The 16807-nt window shown below is 40.9% G+C and carries 12 protein-coding genes and 1 pseudogene; all 13 read right to left on the bottom strand.

From position 1 onward, the window contains the following. Nucleotides 1–68 precede the first annotated feature (68 nt). The 13 genes and pseudogenes from NQ560_RS11455 to hflX all read right to left on the bottom strand — a co-directional run bounded on the left by NQ560_RS11455 (nucleotide 69) and on the right by hflX (nucleotide 16803). On the bottom strand, nucleotides 69–1202 hold the full coding sequence (locus NQ560_RS11455; RefSeq protein WP_005334482.1) for a murein hydrolase activator EnvC family protein: 1134 nt from the start codon (nucleotides 1200–1202) through the stop codon (nucleotides 69–71). Between the two features lie 33 nt (nucleotides 1203–1235). Beyond that, on the bottom strand, nucleotides 1236–2144 hold the full coding sequence (ftsX, locus tag NQ560_RS11460) for a permease-like cell division protein FtsX (protein WP_005334484.1): 909 nt from the start codon (nucleotides 2142–2144) through the stop codon (nucleotides 1236–1238). Further along, complete coding sequence (gene ftsE, locus NQ560_RS11465) at nucleotides 2134–2820, bottom strand: cell division ATP-binding protein FtsE (protein WP_005334486.1); 687 nt, start codon at nucleotides 2818–2820, stop codon at nucleotides 2134–2136. The genes ftsX and ftsE overlap by 11 nt, the downstream gene beginning before the upstream one ends. Before the next feature lie 17 nt (nucleotides 2821–2837). Next, nucleotides 2838–3926, bottom strand: a complete 1089-nt coding sequence (locus NQ560_RS11470; protein WP_005337030.1) for a PucR family transcriptional regulator — start codon at nucleotides 3924–3926, stop codon at nucleotides 2838–2840. 134 nt (nucleotides 3927–4060) lie between these two features. Beyond that, nucleotides 4061–4738, bottom strand: a complete 678-nt coding sequence (locus NQ560_RS11475; protein WP_040015689.1) for a WecB/TagA/CpsF family glycosyltransferase — start codon at nucleotides 4736–4738, stop codon at nucleotides 4061–4063. Between the two features lie 126 nt (nucleotides 4739–4864). Beyond that, nucleotides 4865–5059, bottom strand: a complete 195-nt coding sequence (locus NQ560_RS11480; protein ID WP_005337026.1) for an alpha/beta-type small acid-soluble spore protein — start codon at nucleotides 5057–5059, stop codon at nucleotides 4865–4867. Nucleotides 5060–5174: 115 nt separating this feature from the next. After that, nucleotides 5175–5984 (bottom strand): DUF4097 family beta strand repeat-containing protein, encoded by an 810-nt coding sequence (locus tag NQ560_RS11485; protein ID WP_040015594.1) that lies wholly within the window; start codon nucleotides 5982–5984, stop codon nucleotides 5175–5177. Nucleotides 5985–5986: 2 nt separating this feature from the next. Next, nucleotides 5987–6688: a DUF1700 domain-containing protein gene (locus NQ560_RS11490; protein ID WP_005334493.1), complete on the bottom strand. Its 702-nt coding sequence runs from the start codon at nucleotides 6686–6688 to the stop codon at nucleotides 5987–5989. Next, complete coding sequence (locus tag NQ560_RS11495; protein WP_005334495.1) at nucleotides 6688–7008, bottom strand: PadR family transcriptional regulator; 321 nt, start codon at nucleotides 7006–7008, stop codon at nucleotides 6688–6690. Before NQ560_RS11495 ends, NQ560_RS11490 begins: the two co-directional genes overlap by 1 nt. A gap of 561 nt (nucleotides 7009–7569) precedes the next feature. Continuing rightward, nucleotides 7570–11151 (bottom strand): annotated as a pseudogene (gene addA / locus NQ560_RS11500) (helicase-exonuclease AddAB subunit AddA). Beyond that, on the bottom strand, nucleotides 11142–14546 hold the full coding sequence (gene addB / locus NQ560_RS11505; RefSeq protein WP_005334510.1) for a helicase-exonuclease AddAB subunit AddB: 3405 nt from the start codon (nucleotides 14544–14546) through the stop codon (nucleotides 11142–11144). The pseudogene addA and the gene addB overlap by 10 nt, the downstream one beginning before the upstream one ends. 11 nt (nucleotides 14547–14557) lie before the next feature. Further along, nucleotides 14558–15415 (bottom strand): diaminopimelate epimerase, encoded by an 858-nt coding sequence (gene dapF / locus NQ560_RS11510; RefSeq protein ID WP_005334513.1) that lies wholly within the window; start codon nucleotides 15413–15415, stop codon nucleotides 14558–14560. Nucleotides 15416–15555: 140 nt separating this feature from the next. Further along, the gene (hflX, locus tag NQ560_RS11515) at nucleotides 15556–16803 is read right to left on the bottom strand and encodes a GTPase HflX (RefSeq protein WP_005334515.1); all 1248 of its coding nucleotides are present in this window, start codon (nucleotides 16801–16803) and stop codon (nucleotides 15556–15558) included. Nucleotides 16804–16807: the final 4 nt, after the last annotated feature.

The following is a 16807-nucleotide window of genomic DNA, read 5'->3' on the forward strand; positions in this document are numbered from 1 at the left end:
AGTCCCGTCTGTCTTAAATTCAATTTGATTCAAGAACGCCTCTGCAATCCTGCCAGAGGCTTATTTTTCTACAAGTAATTCATCGGATTTACCGGTTTTCCATTGTTCATCACCTGAAAATGCAAATGCGGTCCCGTAGAGTTTCCTGTTGTTCCTACTTGCCCGATATTCTGTCCTTTACTGACCTTCTGTCCTGCTGACACAAAAATTGTATTGCAGTGCATATAATAAGTCAGAAGTCCATTTCCATGGTTAATAATAATCAAATTTCCAGCCTTACCACTGTAACCTGCTGAAGTTACAGTTCCGGCTGCTGCTGCATAAATCGGTGTTCCAGTTGATGCCGCAAAATCAACTCCTTTGTGATTTGTACTGGCTCCGGCAAGTGGCGCATTACGATATCCAAATGTGCTGGAAATACGACTATATCCCGGACAAGGATGCGTAAACATTCCATTTCCGCTGACTACAGCTCCTCCCGCACTTCCACTATTATTGTTCTTCTTTGCTGCTGCAGCTGCGGCTTCTTTTTCTTTCTGTTTTCTTGCCGCCTCTTCTGCGGCCGCCTGAAGTTCTGCAAGCTTTTGGTTCGTCTGCTCCAGCTCTCCGCTGATACTTGAAATCTCGCTTTCCTTGCTGGCTTTCAAGCTCTCGACATTCGTTTGTTTTGCAATCAGATCATTCTGCAGGTCTTCAAGTTTTGCATACTCCTCTTCCAGTGCAGCCTGCTGTTCCTGAACTTTCTTGCGAATCTGCTGATATGCCACCAATTGTTCTCTGTCATATGATGATATAGTGGATATGTATTCTGCATTATTCAAAAATTCGCCAATATCTTTTGACTGACATAAAATATCAACAAATTTTGTATTTCCATTCTCATACATGTATTTGATACGCTTTTTCATACTCTCATATTGATCATTTTCCTGAGCCTGAGCCTCAAAAAGCTCCTCTTCTTTCTGCCCCAGCTCTTCTTCCTTCTGAGAAATCTGATCTTTCGTATCTTCCATCTCCGAAACAATTGCCATAAGCTGCGTTTCCAGTGACTTCTGTTCCGATTCTGCCGCTTCCTTCTGTTTTTGAAGTTCTTCAGCCTTTTGCTTCGTGTCATCAATCTCGGTAGCTCTTACTTGTGTCGACATTCCCAGGCATAATGTACCGATCAGTAAAGCACTGATAATTTTCTTCCCCTTTATCATATGTACCCCCTTATCAATTAAGTACGTATGTTATTATACTTTCAGATGTTTTCTGATTGTAAAGAAACTTCCTACAAAACCGATTCCCACTCCCAAAAGAATTCCTACTGGTAAAAGTGTTCTATATACTTGTGTGACCGGAAGGAAATTAATGATATTCTGAAGAAGATGGAACTTCTCAAGAATATAGTGAATTGCCTTCTCATATACAAAGTACAGAATTCCAAGTGGAATCACAGCTCCGATTGCTCCGATGAGCAATCCTTCAAACACGAACGGTGCTCGGACAAATCCATCCTTCGCTCCGATATATTTCATAATAGCTATCTCTTCTCTTCTGACAGTAATACCCATGGTAACTGTATTACTGATCAGGAAAATAGATACCGCTAACAGAATTCCAATAATGGCAACTGATACATAACCTACCAGTTTATTTACACTGGTCAGCGTCTTCGCAACGACATCTGATTTATTGACTTTACGGACTCCATCCAGGCTTTCTGCAAAACTTACTACATCTTTCTGTTTGGAAACATCAGACATATATACTTCATAGTTATCAGAATTTGCAAGCGGATTATCATCTTTAAATCCTTCTGCTGCTTCTTCTGATCCCTGGAAATATTGCTTCTGGAACTTTGCCCATGCTTCATCACCACTCACATAAGTGACGCTTAATACTCCGTCTTCATTCTTAAGCTGAGCTCCAATGTTATCTTTTTGTTCCTGTGTTGCTTCTTGATCAAAAAATACCGTAATGGCAACTCCCTCTTCTGCCTTCTGTACGATATAATTAAAATTCATAACAATAGAATAAAACAGGCCAAACAGGAAAATACAAGCTGACATAGTCGCAATAGATGCAATGGAAAACATCTTATTTCTCCCTATGTTCTTGACACCCTGCTTCATAGAATATCCAAAAGTACTAATTTTCATTATTATACCCACCTTTTTTCTCGTCGCTTACAATGACTCCCTTTTTCATCGTAACAACTCGCTTCTTCATCTCGTTTACAATTTCCTGATTATGAGTTACGACCAAAACGGTAGTTCCTCTGTCATTCGCCTCCTCCAAAAGCTTCATGATCTCCCATGAATTTGTCGGATCCAGATTTCCTGTAGGCTCGTCAGCGAGAAGAATCGCCGGTTCATTCACGATTGCTCTTGCAATCGCTACTCTTTGCTGCTCTCCACCGGATAACTCCTTTGGAAATGCTTTGTACTTCTGTGCAAGTCCCACCAGTGACAATGCTGCCGGTACTTTTTTCTTGATCACTCTTGCAGAGGTCTCTGTAACTCTCTGTGCAAAAGCAATATTCTCATAGATATTACGATCCTTTAAAAGTCTGAAATCCTGGAACACTACTCCAATATTTCTTCGGTACATCGGAACTTTTCTATGGCGCATGCGGCCCAGATTATGTCCGTTCACAACAATAGTACCTGATGTAGGCTCCAGCTCCTTCATGATCAATTTGATAAGTGTTGACTTGCCTGATCCACTGTCACCTACGATAAATACGAATTCGCCCTGCTCGATCTTAAGGTTGATACCATTTAGCGCAGAGATTCCCTTCGAGTACTCTTTGGTTACGTCCTTTAATTCGATCATAGTTTCCTCCTAATTATTTAATACTCCATCGATTCCATATACTTCATATATTTCACTACCATAAGAGCGATTTTAAAAGTAATGGCATCCTCAAACACACGAAGATCAAGTCCTGTGCTCTTCTGAAGTTTATCCAGTCTGTATACAAGCGTATTACGATGAATATACAGTTGTCTGGATGTTTCTGATACATTCAGGTTGTTCTCAAAGAACTTATTAATAGTTGCTAATGTCTCTTCGTCGAAGTCATCTGGCGATTTCCCCTCAAAAATCTCACGGATGAACATCTTACAGAGTGGAATCGGCAACTGATAAATCAATCTTCCGATTCCAAGCGCACTGTAAGCAATAACATTTCTCTCACTGAAGAATATCTTACCTACATCAAGCGCCAGTTTCGCCTCTTTATAAGACTTAGATACCTCTTTGATATCATGTACGACGGTACCATATGCGATCAGGGCGTCTTCTTCCCCATTATCTTTCAACAGTGTCAGATAACCGTTCGCCATCTTTTCAAGTTCCTTGTGCCCGTCTTCAAGCTCAAGTTCCTTCACAATGATAATATTCTTCTCATCTACTGCTGTCACAAAATCTTTTGATTTGTTTCCCAGAAGATTACGTACATTATCAAGAGCATTGCTGTCCTTCTCATGATCCGTCTCAATTATAAATACAACACGACGCACTTCTGTGTCAATATGTAATTTTTTGGCACGATTGTAAATATCTACAAGAAGCAGGTTATCCAAAAGCAGATTCTTAATGAAATTATCCTTGTCAAAACGCTCCTTATATGCAACTAACAGATTCTGGATCTGAAATGCTGCAATCTTTCCAACCATGTACACATCATCACTGCCACCATTCGCCAACAGCACATATTCCAACTGATGTTCTTCAAAGATCTTAAAAAACTGATATCCACGCACAACCTGGCTATCTGCCGGAGAATCCACAAAGGCCAGCACTTCTTCTTCATAATTCTCCTGTTCTGTCATCGTACTTGCAAGCGGTTTCCCATCTGTATCCATCACACAGAAGTCAATTCTTGTAATTCCTTTCAATCCTTCAATTGTGTTTTGAAGTATCTGATTAGATATCATATCCATCTCCTCCACTCATATCAATATGCATTTTTCACAACAAAGTGCCCTGTTTTTTAGTAAAAGAGCATATTCTCAAATTCTATATTAATATATTTTGACAAAAAAATAAAGAGAAAACTACAGTTTTTTTGTTAGTTTCCTCTTTTTTTACTCTTTTCAATTTCCTTCTTAAAAATCTGTTTCATAAAAAACTGACCGATTCTACCCCCACCAATGCCTTTCTCTGCCACTGGAATTCCATCTTTTCCAAGTCCAAGCCATACTCTTGCATTCATCACATTACGATTCTTGGAAATCAGTTCTTCCTGCAGCGGTGAAGAAAGTGCCGACAAGACACAATCTACTTCCTCGCCATTGATCGCATTGATCAACATATCATCTGCCCGATTCTTTGCAGATACTTTCGCCATACCTACAATCTGGGTTCCTCTGTAATACTCTTCAAAATGTCCGAACATCTTCTGTCCTTCTTCTTCCGATTCCACCAAAAGATATACCCGCTTATGCTTTCTTGCCAGATATCTTAAAAACATCTTTAAAAATGTCTTATCTTGCGTCTCTCGCAGACACTTGTGATCTGTAATCTCTGCTGCTTCCAGAATTGTCTTGTTACCAGCCAGTATAAGGTCGAAATTCTCGATCTCTTCTTTTAACTCAGCCTCTGTTCCCAGTTCCATAAGACTTTCTATCGTCACAAGTTCGATTACACTCACCAGATCCGATTCCATATAAGCAAGCGCTTCCCGCATAGCTTCTTTTGCTGTAAAATTATCAATGGATATATCTAAAACACTTATCTTTTTGCTCATAATCTCACTCATATTTGTCAACATCTTGTAGCTGTTCGATTATAGCAAACGATTCTATGTTTTTCAAGGTTTCTTGTAAAATGTTCACATTTGTTAATATTCGTAATATTTTTTGTAATATTTTTGTTACTTCTTACTTCGATTTTTCCTTTTTCTGGCAAGTATTCCACCAATTCTCCCGGTTTCTTTTGATGACAACGATTTCCAACCGTCTTTCATAACCCTATCTAAAAGTCCTAACTCATCGGCTATCTCATATTTCATCTTCTCTTCTTCTGTAAGCTGATCCAAACGAACTGGTGTATCCTTCTTTTTTGCCATGGCAAACTCCTTTCCTTCATATGGCCGAAACATATTTTTCTACACCAGTATTGTTAACACATCTGTATTTCTTATTCGCCAAAACATTTACCTTCGGCTTATTTTTTCACATTTCCTATGATTGTTCTGCCTGAAATTGAACATTTACCTCCCCAACTCCACATTCAATTGACATTGTCTTATCGGACTGATTTTCAATCTGATATTCACTTCCAATCTCCGTAAATTCTCTTTCGCCACACACAATACTTCCTATGTCGCAATTCAGATCATAATTATAATCTGTCTCATTACCGATGGCAGTAAAGTTAATCTCTCCGACGCCACTTTCAAGATCTGCATCTCCCAGTGTCTTTCCGAGCGCTTCGATCAGCCCCATATCACAATTCATTGTCAGATCATTTGTCAGGAAAGAATCCACTTGAACCTCACCGGCATCTACATCTATATCTAAATCTTCTGTATGGATATCTTCTATATAAATGCTGCCTGCACTCAGATTCATCTCTACTTCTTCCAGCCTATAGCCTTCTGGAATATAAACATATATTTTGGCATCTTGTGCATGATTTCGCGCGTAAATCCAGTTCCAGACTTTTTTATTTGTTGTAATATTTAATACTCCCTCTTCTTCATAACACTTAAACTTAAGACTTTTGGATATTTTTTGTGTTTCTACAGTAATCTCCTGCTGTTCTTTTGGTGCTTTTAATATTTTTATCTCGCCTGCTGCTATGTCAAGATCCAATTCTCGGATGCCCTGATAGCTTTCCTGAATATTCGGACTATAAGTCTCTTTTATTGGAGCACGTTCTTTCACTATTTCCATCGTTGCGCCCATTCCCAGTCCAATGCCTAAAAGTGCAATACCGACTACCAACGTAATACCACAGGTCAACCAGAATATTTTCCACCCTTTTTTCATCTTCACGCTACCACCTTTCTATGAGAAATCTTTTCCCAGAGGTACTTCATTCCCTTTGCCAGTCCACGGAGTACTACTTCACAGAGTTTTCCAAATCCTACTGTTGCAACCACACCAAGAACCATTATGATCAGACCGCTGCCAATCAATGCCAATCCTGCGGCCGTCTGTGGCAGAAGTATAACGGAACCGGATATTACCAGCGAAATTCCAACAATTGCAATGGCAGCCCCGGCAATAACCAATGCAAATACTCCAACAATGATAGTTAACACCATTGCCAGTCCTGCAGCCAGAATACCTCCGATAATTGGAATCAAGACCGGTCCTATAATTATCGCAAGAGCCACAATTAAAACAATTTTTCCAATACGGGCATTTTTCTTTTTCTGATCATCTGATGTCCCATACTGATATTCCGATGACTGCTTATTCTCCTGATGATTCATCTGATATTGCTGTCCTGCTGACTGATATTCTTCCTGCTGACCATGCGTTGTATTTTCCGTCTTGCCTTTTAAATCTGCTTTTATATTCTCTGCCACTTCCTCCGGAGCGCCAAATTCCCGGATAACCTGTTCTTCATTCTCTTCGCCGGCCTCATCAAAATAATCATTGTAATACTTCATAGCATCTCTTCGCTCTACTTCCGGGATGTCCTGTAAAAGCGATGCTAGTTTTGTCATATATTCAATTCGGTTCATTACTTCTCACCCCCTGCAAATAACTGATTGATCTTGTTCGTATATTGTGTCCATTCTGTCCGATACATATCAAGCTTTTCCCTTCCTGCCAAAGTCACCTTATAATATCTTCGATTGCGCCCATCATATTGTCTGTCGTACACTTCAAGACACCCATCTTTTTGAAGTCTTCGAAGAACTGGATAGAGGGTTGATTCAGACACTTCTATTGTCTCCCGCACATCCTGTGTAATCTTATAACCATAAGTGCCTTCCTCTGTCCGTGACACAACTGCCAGAACAATCGCATCTAAAAGAGCTGCACCTGTATTAAAGACCATTTCACCACACCCTTTCTGCAAAATCTGGATTTAACCAAAAATTGTCATGCAATTATCTTTACAGATTCGCTATATTATTTTGTTTCATATATTATATGCTGTATAATATATGCTTTTGTATATTATATGGCATATAATATTATAAGTCAAGAGAAAACAGTTGCAAAAATGGAACAACCTGCATTTTGTCTTAACAGATATTTTCATTCAAGTCGAACGTCCGTGAGACTTGGCGCGTGATTCTGGTCAGAGAAGCTGACATATTCCTATCAGAATCACTGCGCATCCTCGTGGAGCGTTTATCTCAGTCGGAGATTGGACTCCCACTGAGACAAATTTGCTATTACTCACCACCTGAAGGTGGGAGTCTGTCTTCTCGACTGAGATAAAAACAGCATCAAGTGCATATTCTACGCGACTTCCACACAATGGAGATGAAACTCTTAACATCATAGAGGCCTCTGCTGAATATGATGTTTGTTTTTAGAGGTTCATCGTAATTCCCTGTGTGGGGAACTTAGAATATGCACTTGATGCATCCTTTTTAGTAATTAATATTTGTTAAGACAAACTGCAGGCTTCGCCCAGTGTAAAAGAGTACAGCACCTTTTCTTTCACTTTCTTCCCAGTGATCTGTTCCAGTGCCCTGCCATAGTAATCTAGCTGGGCATGGTATTTTTCCACCAGTTCTTCTATCTTATATACTTTGTCTGTCTTGTAATCCAGTACGACCAGTCCGTCTTCTTCCTCAAAGTACACATCTATGATTCCCTGTACAAGAGCAAAGTCACCTTCTGGCTCGTCTTTATATAATTCCTGTCCTGGTATTCCAAGTACAAACGGCTGTTCTTTCCACAGTTTTCCACAATCTGCACTTGTTCTCATTCGTTTTCCCACAGAGCTATCAAGAAATCCCAACACATCGGCTGTCCGGACGGAATCTGCCATTTCTCGCGTCATTCGCCCTTGTTCTACAAATGTGTTTATCTCTGTCTCCAGCGTCTGCCTATCATACATTTTTTCAAAATCGAGAAGTTCCATGACGCGGTGATAAGCAGTTCCTCGCGGAGCTCCGGTCAGTGTTTCTTCTTCTGTCATAAATTTAGGAAGAAGCGGTACAACTTCCGGTTCTTCAAAAACTACTTCTCCCAAAGCATTTTCCTCATCGTCAAGTTCTGCCTGATAAGCCATTTTTTTTAGCTCGGATACTGTAAATTTCATCTTTCTAGCATGACTTTTTGGATAAGGATACTGATATGCGAACTGTTCTTCTAATGTCTGTCTTACATTTGCATCATATTCTGCTGAAGTGTCCCATCTTCGTAATATTTCTTCCTGTATTTTTCCGGATACTTCCGTCTCCACCTCATCACGGACAATCTCTTCTAGCAACACTTCTTCGAAAGTGACCGGTATCTCTTCTGGTATATATGCAAGTGCCGGTATGATCCAGTCCAGATATTGAATAGCACTACTTCTCTGTGCAAAGGTCAGCGTCTTTGCCATTTTTGTCTCTAGATTATCACAGGTTCCTGTAATAATCAGCTTTTCCTTTGCTCTTGTCAGTGCAACATAAAGCACACGAAGCTCTTCTCCTAAATTATCAAGCTTCGCTTCTTTTTGAATCACTTTTTTTACCAGACTTGGAATTTTCGTTCTTCTATCTAAATCTACCACGTCCATACCGACTCCCAGTCTGGCATGAATAATCACCTGTCCGGCAAGATCCGTCACATTGAATTTTTTACCAGTTCCTGCTACAAACACGATTGGAAACTCCAGTCCTTTACTTTTATGGATTGTCATGACACGGACTGTGTCTGACTGCTCATCTTCCAGACTTGCCTCACCATAATCCACTTCAAATTTCTGAAGCTGCTCAATATAACGCACAAAATGAAAAAGTCCTTTATAGCTGGAAGACTGAAATGCCTGCGCTTTTGTAATCAGCATTTCTACATTTGCCGCACGCTGCGCGCCTCCCGGCATTGCTGAAATAAACTGACCATACCCGGTTTGTGTCAGAATACTCCGTAGAAGTTCATGGATTGGTGTATACGGAACAATTTCGCGGAAATCATTCATTTTTCCATAGCAATGTTTGAGTTTCTCACATATTACCGTATTTTCTCCGTTTTCCAGATAATTTTCTACCGCCTGGTAAAATGGAATTTCAAAAGCTTCAGAACTTCGGATCACTGCCATTTCTTGTTCATTCAATCCACAAAATGCCGACATAAGAACCGCCGCCAGTGGAATATCCTGTTTCCGATTATCCAGCACTCTCAGATAATCCAGAAGCACACCGATTTCCTGCGTCGCAAAATAGCCTTCTTTTGTACCTGAAAATGCCGGAATTCCTTCCCGATTCAGTTCCTGTACAAATATGTCAGCAATCCCTTTCACACTTCTGGTAAGAATGACAATATCGGAATATCTTGCCGGACGCAGTTTTCCTGTCTTCTTATCCAGAACCTTCTGCTCTGCAATTAGCCTGCGGATCCGGCTTGCGATCATCCGAGCTTCCATCTCCTGTTTGGAGGCTTTTATGGAACGGTCATATTTTTTTAATTCTGTATTTAATACAAGTACTTCTGTTTCACACCCCGGATTTTCAGGATATTCTGCACCTACATACAATGCCGCCTTGTCATCGTAATCAATTTCTCCAAGATTTCGCACCATAATCTGCCGAAAAATGTAATTCACACTGTCCAGTACTTCTTTTCGACTCCGGAAGTTTTTATGAAGATCAATCCTTTGTTTTGGTCCTTTTTCCAAATCATACGTGTCAAATTTTTCCATAAAAAGCTCTGGTCTGGACAGCCGGAAGCTATAAATACTCTGCTTGACATCTCCCACCATAAAAATATTATATTTTCCTTTCGAAACACCGGAAATACTAGTCAGAATTGTCTCCTGGATCAGATTACTATCTTGATATTCGTCAATCATAATCTCCCGGAACTGATCCTGATATTCCTTTGCAACCTCAGAAGGTTCAAACCCTTCTTCTGTTTTTTTTGCCAGGATTTGAAGTGCAAACTGCTCCATATCTGAAAAATCAATAACATTTTCCTGGCGCTTCTTTGCGTCAAATCTTTGCGAAAAACATTTTACCAGGCCCACCAATTCTTCCATATAAGGAAGACATATCTGCATATCTGCTGCCATTTCTTCCGGTTTCTGATAAAAATAATCTTTCTTCAGACCACTGACAATTTCCTTCACCTGCTCACGAAGATCCTTAACTGCTTCTATTTTTTCTTTCGATACAGTCTTATCTCTGCATGATGCAAACCTGCTCCACTCTACATTCTGGATGCGCCCAGACAGCTCATTATAATTTTTTGCACTTAAGAGCTCTCTTATTGTCTGAGCATCCAGCTTCAAAGCCTCTTCATACACAGCCGGGCCATCTATTTCCAGACTAATTTGCGTTGCCTGTTCATTCAATAGTTTTGCTTCTTCCAGGTAGGCTTTCGCCCAGGTTACAATTTTGTTTCCATAATCACTTTTTTCCAGATCTTCTGCACAGTCGACTCTATATGCATCAACACAAGAATCAAGTCAGCCCTCTCCGTCTGGATAGCTCCGACTGTAATCGTAAGCCTTCTCAATCATTTCTTCCAGCTTTTTATCATTTCTTCTTCCACCATAGGCATTAGAAAACCGCAAGAACCGCTCTTCTTTTTGCGCGTACTTTTCTTCCAGCAGTTCATCTAATACATCATGCCGCAAAAGTTTCAGTTCTCCTTCTTCTGCAGTACGGAAACCTGGATCAATATCGATTACATGAAAATGATCACGGATTACGGAAAGACAGAAACTGTGAATTGTTGTAATCTGCGCATTGTGGATCAAAGTCGCCTGTCTTTTCAGATGTTCATTTTCCGGATTCTCTTCTAATGCCTTTTCAATGGCACCCCGGATTCGTTCTTTCATCTCACCTGCCGCTGCTTCTGTAAATGTTACAATCAGAAGTTCGTCCACATTGACCGGGTGTTCCTCATCAGTCAGCATTGTAATAATACGCTCTACCAACACTGCTGTCTTTCCCGAACCTGCTGCTGCAGACACAAGAATATTGCGGTCCCGAAGATCAATGACCTGTTGCTGCTGTTTTGTCCATTTTACTCCCATGAGCCCGTTCCTTTCTCCTGCTCCTTTTCATGATCGTCCCGATTCATGTTCTCTTTGACTGCATCTGCTTCCATGGCTGCCATCACCTCTGACTGTGTCATCTCAAAAATATCCCGATATTTGTATCCCGGTATTTTCTGGTCAAAACCACAGATATGCCGGTATGCACAATAATCACAGCCACTCTCCTGTTTTCTCCGGTATGGAAATGCCGCAACTTCTCCACTTAATATTTTTCGATGTACCTTAAAAACTTTCCCCAGGGCATGGCGCATCATCACTTCAAATTCCTGCTCCGATGCAACTTTTGAATTTTTTGACAGACTACCATTTTTATTATATTTCACAGGAATGACAGCAGATTCTCCGACCTGACAATGATCTAGATGCTCCAGTGTCTCATCTTTCAAATTCATCACGCCATCCACTTTCAGCTCTTTTAGTACTTTCTGCCAGATTTCTTCTTCCTCTCCAACCACTTTCTTCTCCACAAGAGGATCATTTAACCGGTAATAAAAGACACCTGCCGGAATCACTTCACTGTCCGGGTAATGTTTTTGAGTCATTTTTACTGCTGCATCCATATAGACCATAAGCTGAAGCTGGAGCCCATGATATAAAGCCACCACATCAAAGGCCTTGCTCCCGGTCTTATAATCCAGAACCTTGACATAGACCTTGTCTTTGTCTTTGCACAGATCCACACGGTCAATCTTACCATTCTCAAAACGCATTTCATAAGCCACCGGCACAAAATCTCCTGCTTCCAACTGCTTTGTAAGCGCCCATATGGTTCTCGTCAGAAGACGCTTCATGCGTTCAATCATATACTCGTTGCGCGCTGAACTGTAAAGCACCGAATTTCCATAGTCGGAAATGGCATGTTCCACACTATCATCAATGTATTCTTGTCTTTTTTCTTCCTCTATCTCTGTCCAGGACAAATGCTCTTCTTTTAGCTTTCTGGAATAATACTCCAGGGCGCTGTGGCACACATTTCCCAGATCCAGCGGTTGGAATTCGTATGTCTGACGCTCCCGAAGGCGCAGTCCATAAGTAAGAAAATGAGCAAATGCGCAGGCTGAAAACCGTTCAATTCTCGTAATACTGTCCTGAAAATGTTCTCCATAAAGCTGCTTAGCCACCTCTTTTGTCAGTCCATCTGCCGGCCGGGTATAAAATCCTGATTTCATAAGTTCTTCTACACGATACTGCCACTGTGGCTGTCTCTTGTACCAGGAATATAATTCCTGCCATTCCTGATCCATAGCATTCCCGTCCTGAAATCCTCTGATAACTTTTTGCATACCAAGCTTTGGGGTCCACTCCTGGGCAGAAAATGCCTGTTTTTCTTCGTCTTCTATTTCCAGACCCGAAAATAATCTCTGCATCTCCTGGATCAGATATGATGGGCGGATACTTTTTCCGTCCGCGGAAACCTTGCTGTAATAAATATCCAATGTCTCAGAAGGTTTTGTCAGATTCATGTAAAGATAAAATTTCTGCTCGTACGCTTTCTCTTTACCTCCCGGTGACAGATGGATCTTTCCTGTTGCAAACTTATCCCTGTCGCGCTCTGTAAGAAGGCCACTCCTTATTAATGCTCCCGGAAGAAATGTATCATTTGCCCCGACAAAAATAAGTGCTTTAATATCTTTTAATCTTGTACGTTGCATGTCTCCAACAACAACCTGATCAATTCCAGGTGGAATGACTCCGACTCTTGCTTCTTCAAGACCCGCGTCTAAAAGCTTCAGATATTCATCCATGGTCACATTCTCATCACCAAGAAGTTCTACGAATTTATCAAATAGTTCAATCAAAATACGATAAACCTGACTGTATTCCTTGGCAAGCGCAAGTTCTCCTGCCTCTTGAAATGCTTCAGACTGACGCTGCAATTTTAACTGAAGTTCTTCTCTCACCATAAACTCATAAAGCGCCATCGTCACATCTTTGACTGTCTTGCTCCTTTGTCTTAATACATACACAAGCGTGTCCACCTTTTCCACAAGACGAACCCGGTTATGATTCAGAATTTCCAGATTTTCTTCTTCCAGATATTTCGGGCGGCGGATCCAGCTCTCCTGCCATTTCTTATATCCACGGATTCCAAGCGCAATTACGTAATTTTCCAGTTCATCGACTTCACCATAAGTAAAACCACTAAGATTTGTTCTTAAGAAACGAAATACACTCTCATAACTGAAATTATCCTTCACCATATTCAGAAGACTCCGGATATATTCTACAAAAGAATTCAAAAGAATACTCCGCTTATGATCCATAAACACCGGAATTTCGTAGATGTCAAATGCCTGTCCCAGGTCATCACCATACACCTCCATATTGCTTACAATAACTCCGATATCCCGGTAACGATATCCTTTTGTCCGAACCAGGTTCCGAACTCTTCCTGCAGCTTTCATCGCTTCTTCTCTTGGATTTCTGGCCACATGTATCCGGACTGCTCCCTGTTTTTCCTTATAACATTCTTTGCTATAGCGGAATATATTTCTCTCCAGAAACTCCATAGCCGAATTGTCACAGAATCGATAGAGTGGACGTTCGTACAGACACAAAGCTTCTTCCACACTCACTTTTCTCTCTGCCGCAATCTGTATTAACGATGTCACGGTATGCTTGCCGAGTGCAAATAACTGATATGGGTGTTTATAAACGTACGGGTTTTCCCGATCATCCATTGTTACAGTTACGATCACTTCCCGGCATACTTCAAGAAGTTCTCCAAGCAGCCGGTTCTGTACTGGTGTAAATCCTGTGAATCCGTCCAGAACAATCGTACTTTCTTTTAAAATATCCGAACCTTTCACTACACGGCAAAGTGCGTCCAGGAGTTCTTCTTTCGTAACAAATCTATCTTCCAGATATTTCTTAAAACCAATATACAGAACTTCCAGATCCTGAAGTTTATAATAAAGCCTTGAATTCTCCCCTGCTACTGCTTTCATCTGCCTCAGTTCCTCTTCCCCAATATCGTACTGATCAAATTCTGAAAGCACTGATTTGACTTCGCTGATATAGCCAAGCTTTTTCATATTTCCCTTTAAGACTTTTAAATCCTTTTCATAATCACCGGCAATCTTTCGCAGAATCAGATTCTTTCCCTCATCATCCAACACCGGAAGGGCCTGCCCACCGGTCTCCTCAAAGATGCGGTAAGCAAGCCTCACAAAACTAAGTACATCGATATTCATAATTCCATGATTCGGATGTTGCATGACAAGATCCTTCTGCGTCTGCATCGTAAACTGCTCCGGTACAAGGACAATATACTGACGATCCGGGAACTTTACAGATTCCCGGATCACATAATCATATAATTGATAAGATTTTCCTGAGCCAGATGGCCCAAATACGAATTTTAAAGACATATCTCTCCTTCTTACAGGCTTCTTAAATTCTCCGTAAATTCACTGCTGAGCGTAATCTTTGCCACGTAGAATACATCTCCTGTCATAAAGACCGTTCCGTCATCTTCTACTTCCACCTGAAGGTCTCCTCCCGGCATATGTACGATTACTTTGTTATTCGTCATACCAAGCTTATGTGCCACGGCTGCGGCTGCACATGCACCTGTTCCAGATGCCAGAGTATAGCCTGCACCACGTTCATAAATCTCAATAGCGATATTCTCTTTGTCGATGACTTTCATAATCTGTGTATTGATTCTGTGCGGAAAATACTTCGCACACTCGGAATAATCACCAATCTTGCATACAATATTCTTAGAGATTTCTCTCATCGGAATCACGCAGTGCGGATTACCGACACTTACACAAGTAACCGGATACAGTGTCCTTCCGAATACCATATCTTCATTGATAACTTCTCTCTTCTCTCCTGTCACCGGAATTTCATCACTCCAGAAAGAAATCTTTCCCATAGAAACACGTAGTCTGCTTCCGTCTTCATTTAAAAATGTAACTGCTGCCTCCCCATATCTGGTATATAATTTGAAATTCTTCTTTTGAATATAGCCTGCATCTTTTAAATATTTTGCAAAAATACGGACACCATTTCCACTTGTTTCAGATTCACTTCCATCCGGATTCCATACTTTGACATGCATGCCGTCTTCTTTTATAACCGGACCTTCCAGGACTCCATCTGCTCCAAGTCCTGCATTACGGTCACAAATCATCTTAACATTTCCCGGTGTCAGTTCCAGTTCATTTTTATTTGGATCAAATACTACATAATCGTTGCTTAATCCATGATAACGCTCTAATACCACTTTCATAACATACCTCCGTTTTAAATCTTCAGACAATTTTCACTATTCTTATCATAACAGGCATCAATTTCTTTTTCAATGTATATAATGATTTTTCTGTCGTTTAAATGTATGAAAAAATAACACACTATAAAACATAATAAAAATTACCTGTTGACAACAATTTGCGGATAAATATCAGCAGGTACATATGCCGTAACCTGGATACCTTCTTCTGTATAATTCTCTTCCAGTAATTCTCCATATTTTCGAATAAGCTGGATCTTCCCGGCTTCACTGTACGGATATACTTCCTCTATATAAACCTTCTGCTGGCGAAGAAGCGCTTCAATCGTCTCCAGCAGATCCCCGAGTCCTGCTTTAGTCTTTGCAGATATTGAAACCGCATAGTCTGCCTTAAAATCTCGAATAACTGGTATTCCTTCCAGTCGGTCCTGTTTATTAAATACGGTAATAATCGGTTTATCCTGGACTTTTAATCCCTGAAGTGTCTCATAAACAGTAAACATCTGCTCATCCGCCTGAGGATTCGAGACATCAACCACATGCAGAATCATATCTGCATACTTTGCTTCCTCCAGTGTACTTTTGAATGCATCGATCAGATGATGTGGCAGCTTCCGGATAAAACCTACGGTATCTGTCAGAAGTATCTCCTGACCGCTTGGAAGCTTCAGACTTCTTGTCGTCGGGTCCAGTGTTGCAAACAACTTATCTTCCGCCAGAATATCTGCACCAGTCAAAGCGTTGAGAAGTGTTGACTTTCCGGCATTCGTATATCCCACGATTGCTGCGACCGGAATCCGGCTCTTTGCTCTTTTTTCTCTTGTCACTTCACGGTGTTGCTTTACACTCTTTAGCTCCCGATTCAGAAGTGCGATCCGATTTTTAATAAGACGTCTGTCCATCTCCAGCTTCTTTTCTCCCGGACCTCTCGTACCGATACCACCGCCAAGCCTTGACATGGCAGTTCCAAATCCGGCAAGTCTCGTCTGTCGGTACTTAAGCTGCGCCAACTCAACCTGAATCTTTCCTTCACTGGTAGATGCTCTTGCAGCAAATATATCCAAAATAACCAGAGTCCGATCCATAACCTTTGCATCTAGTTCATCCTGGAGATTGTTCATCTGTGCCGGCGACAATTCATCATCACAGATAATTCCTGTTGCATCCAACTCCCACAAAAGGCTTTTGATCTCATCAATCTTTCCCTTTCCGACATAAGTTCCCGGGTGTACCTGATCCCGGCTCTGCACAACTTTTCCTACTGTAACAGCACCGGCTGTCTTCGCAAGCTCACTTAGTTCTTCCAGTGAAGCATCGATATCCTCCTGCCCCGGAAGACATACCCCTACCAATATAACACGTTCTGTCTCTTTCTTTAATTCTATCATTTAA

The organism is Dorea formicigenerans, assembly GCF_025150245.1.
Taxonomy (GTDB): domain Bacteria; phylum Bacillota; class Clostridia; order Lachnospirales; family Lachnospiraceae; genus Dorea; species Dorea formicigenerans.

What these genes read in the sequence shown, in the direction of transcription:
- NQ560_RS11455 (WP_005334482.1), bottom strand. Translation starts at nt 1,202, where the DNA reads ATGATAAAGGGGAAGAAAATTATCAGTGCTTTACTGATCGGTACATTA.
- ftsX (WP_005334484.1), bottom strand. Translation starts at nt 2,144, where the DNA reads ATGAAAATTAGTACTTTTGGATATTCTATGAAGCAGGGTGTCAAGAAC.
- ftsE (WP_005334486.1), bottom strand. Translation starts at nt 2,820, where the DNA reads ATGATCGAATTAAAGGACGTAACCAAAGAGTACTCGAAGGGAATCTCT.
- NQ560_RS11470 (WP_005337030.1), bottom strand. Translation starts at nt 3,926, where the DNA reads ATGATATCTAATCAGATACTTCAAAACACAATTGAAGGATTGAAAGGA.
- NQ560_RS11475 (WP_040015689.1), bottom strand. Translation starts at nt 4,738, where the DNA reads ATGAGCAAAAAGATAAGTGTTTTAGATATATCCATTGATAATTTTACA.
- NQ560_RS11480 (WP_005337026.1), bottom strand. Translation starts at nt 5,059, where the DNA reads ATGGCAAAAAAGAAGGATACACCAGTTCGTTTGGATCAGCTTACAGAA.
- NQ560_RS11485 (WP_040015594.1), bottom strand. Translation starts at nt 5,984, where the DNA reads ATGAAAAAAGGGTGGAAAATATTCTGGTTGACCTGTGGTATTACGTTG.
- NQ560_RS11490 (WP_005334493.1), bottom strand. Translation starts at nt 6,688, where the DNA reads ATGAACCGAATTGAATATATGACAAAACTAGCATCGCTTTTACAGGAC.
- NQ560_RS11495 (WP_005334495.1), bottom strand. Translation starts at nt 7,008, where the DNA reads ATGGTCTTTAATACAGGTGCAGCTCTTTTAGATGCGATTGTTCTGGCA.
- addB (WP_005334510.1), bottom strand. Translation starts at nt 14,546, where the DNA reads ATGTCTTTAAAATTCGTATTTGGGCCATCTGGCTCAGGAAAATCTTAT.
- dapF (WP_005334513.1), bottom strand. Translation starts at nt 15,415, where the DNA reads ATGAAAGTGGTATTAGAGCGTTATCATGGATTAAGCAACGATTATGTA.
- hflX (WP_005334515.1), bottom strand. Translation starts at nt 16,803, where the DNA reads ATGATAGAATTAAAGAAAGAGACAGAACGTGTTATATTGGTAGGGGTA.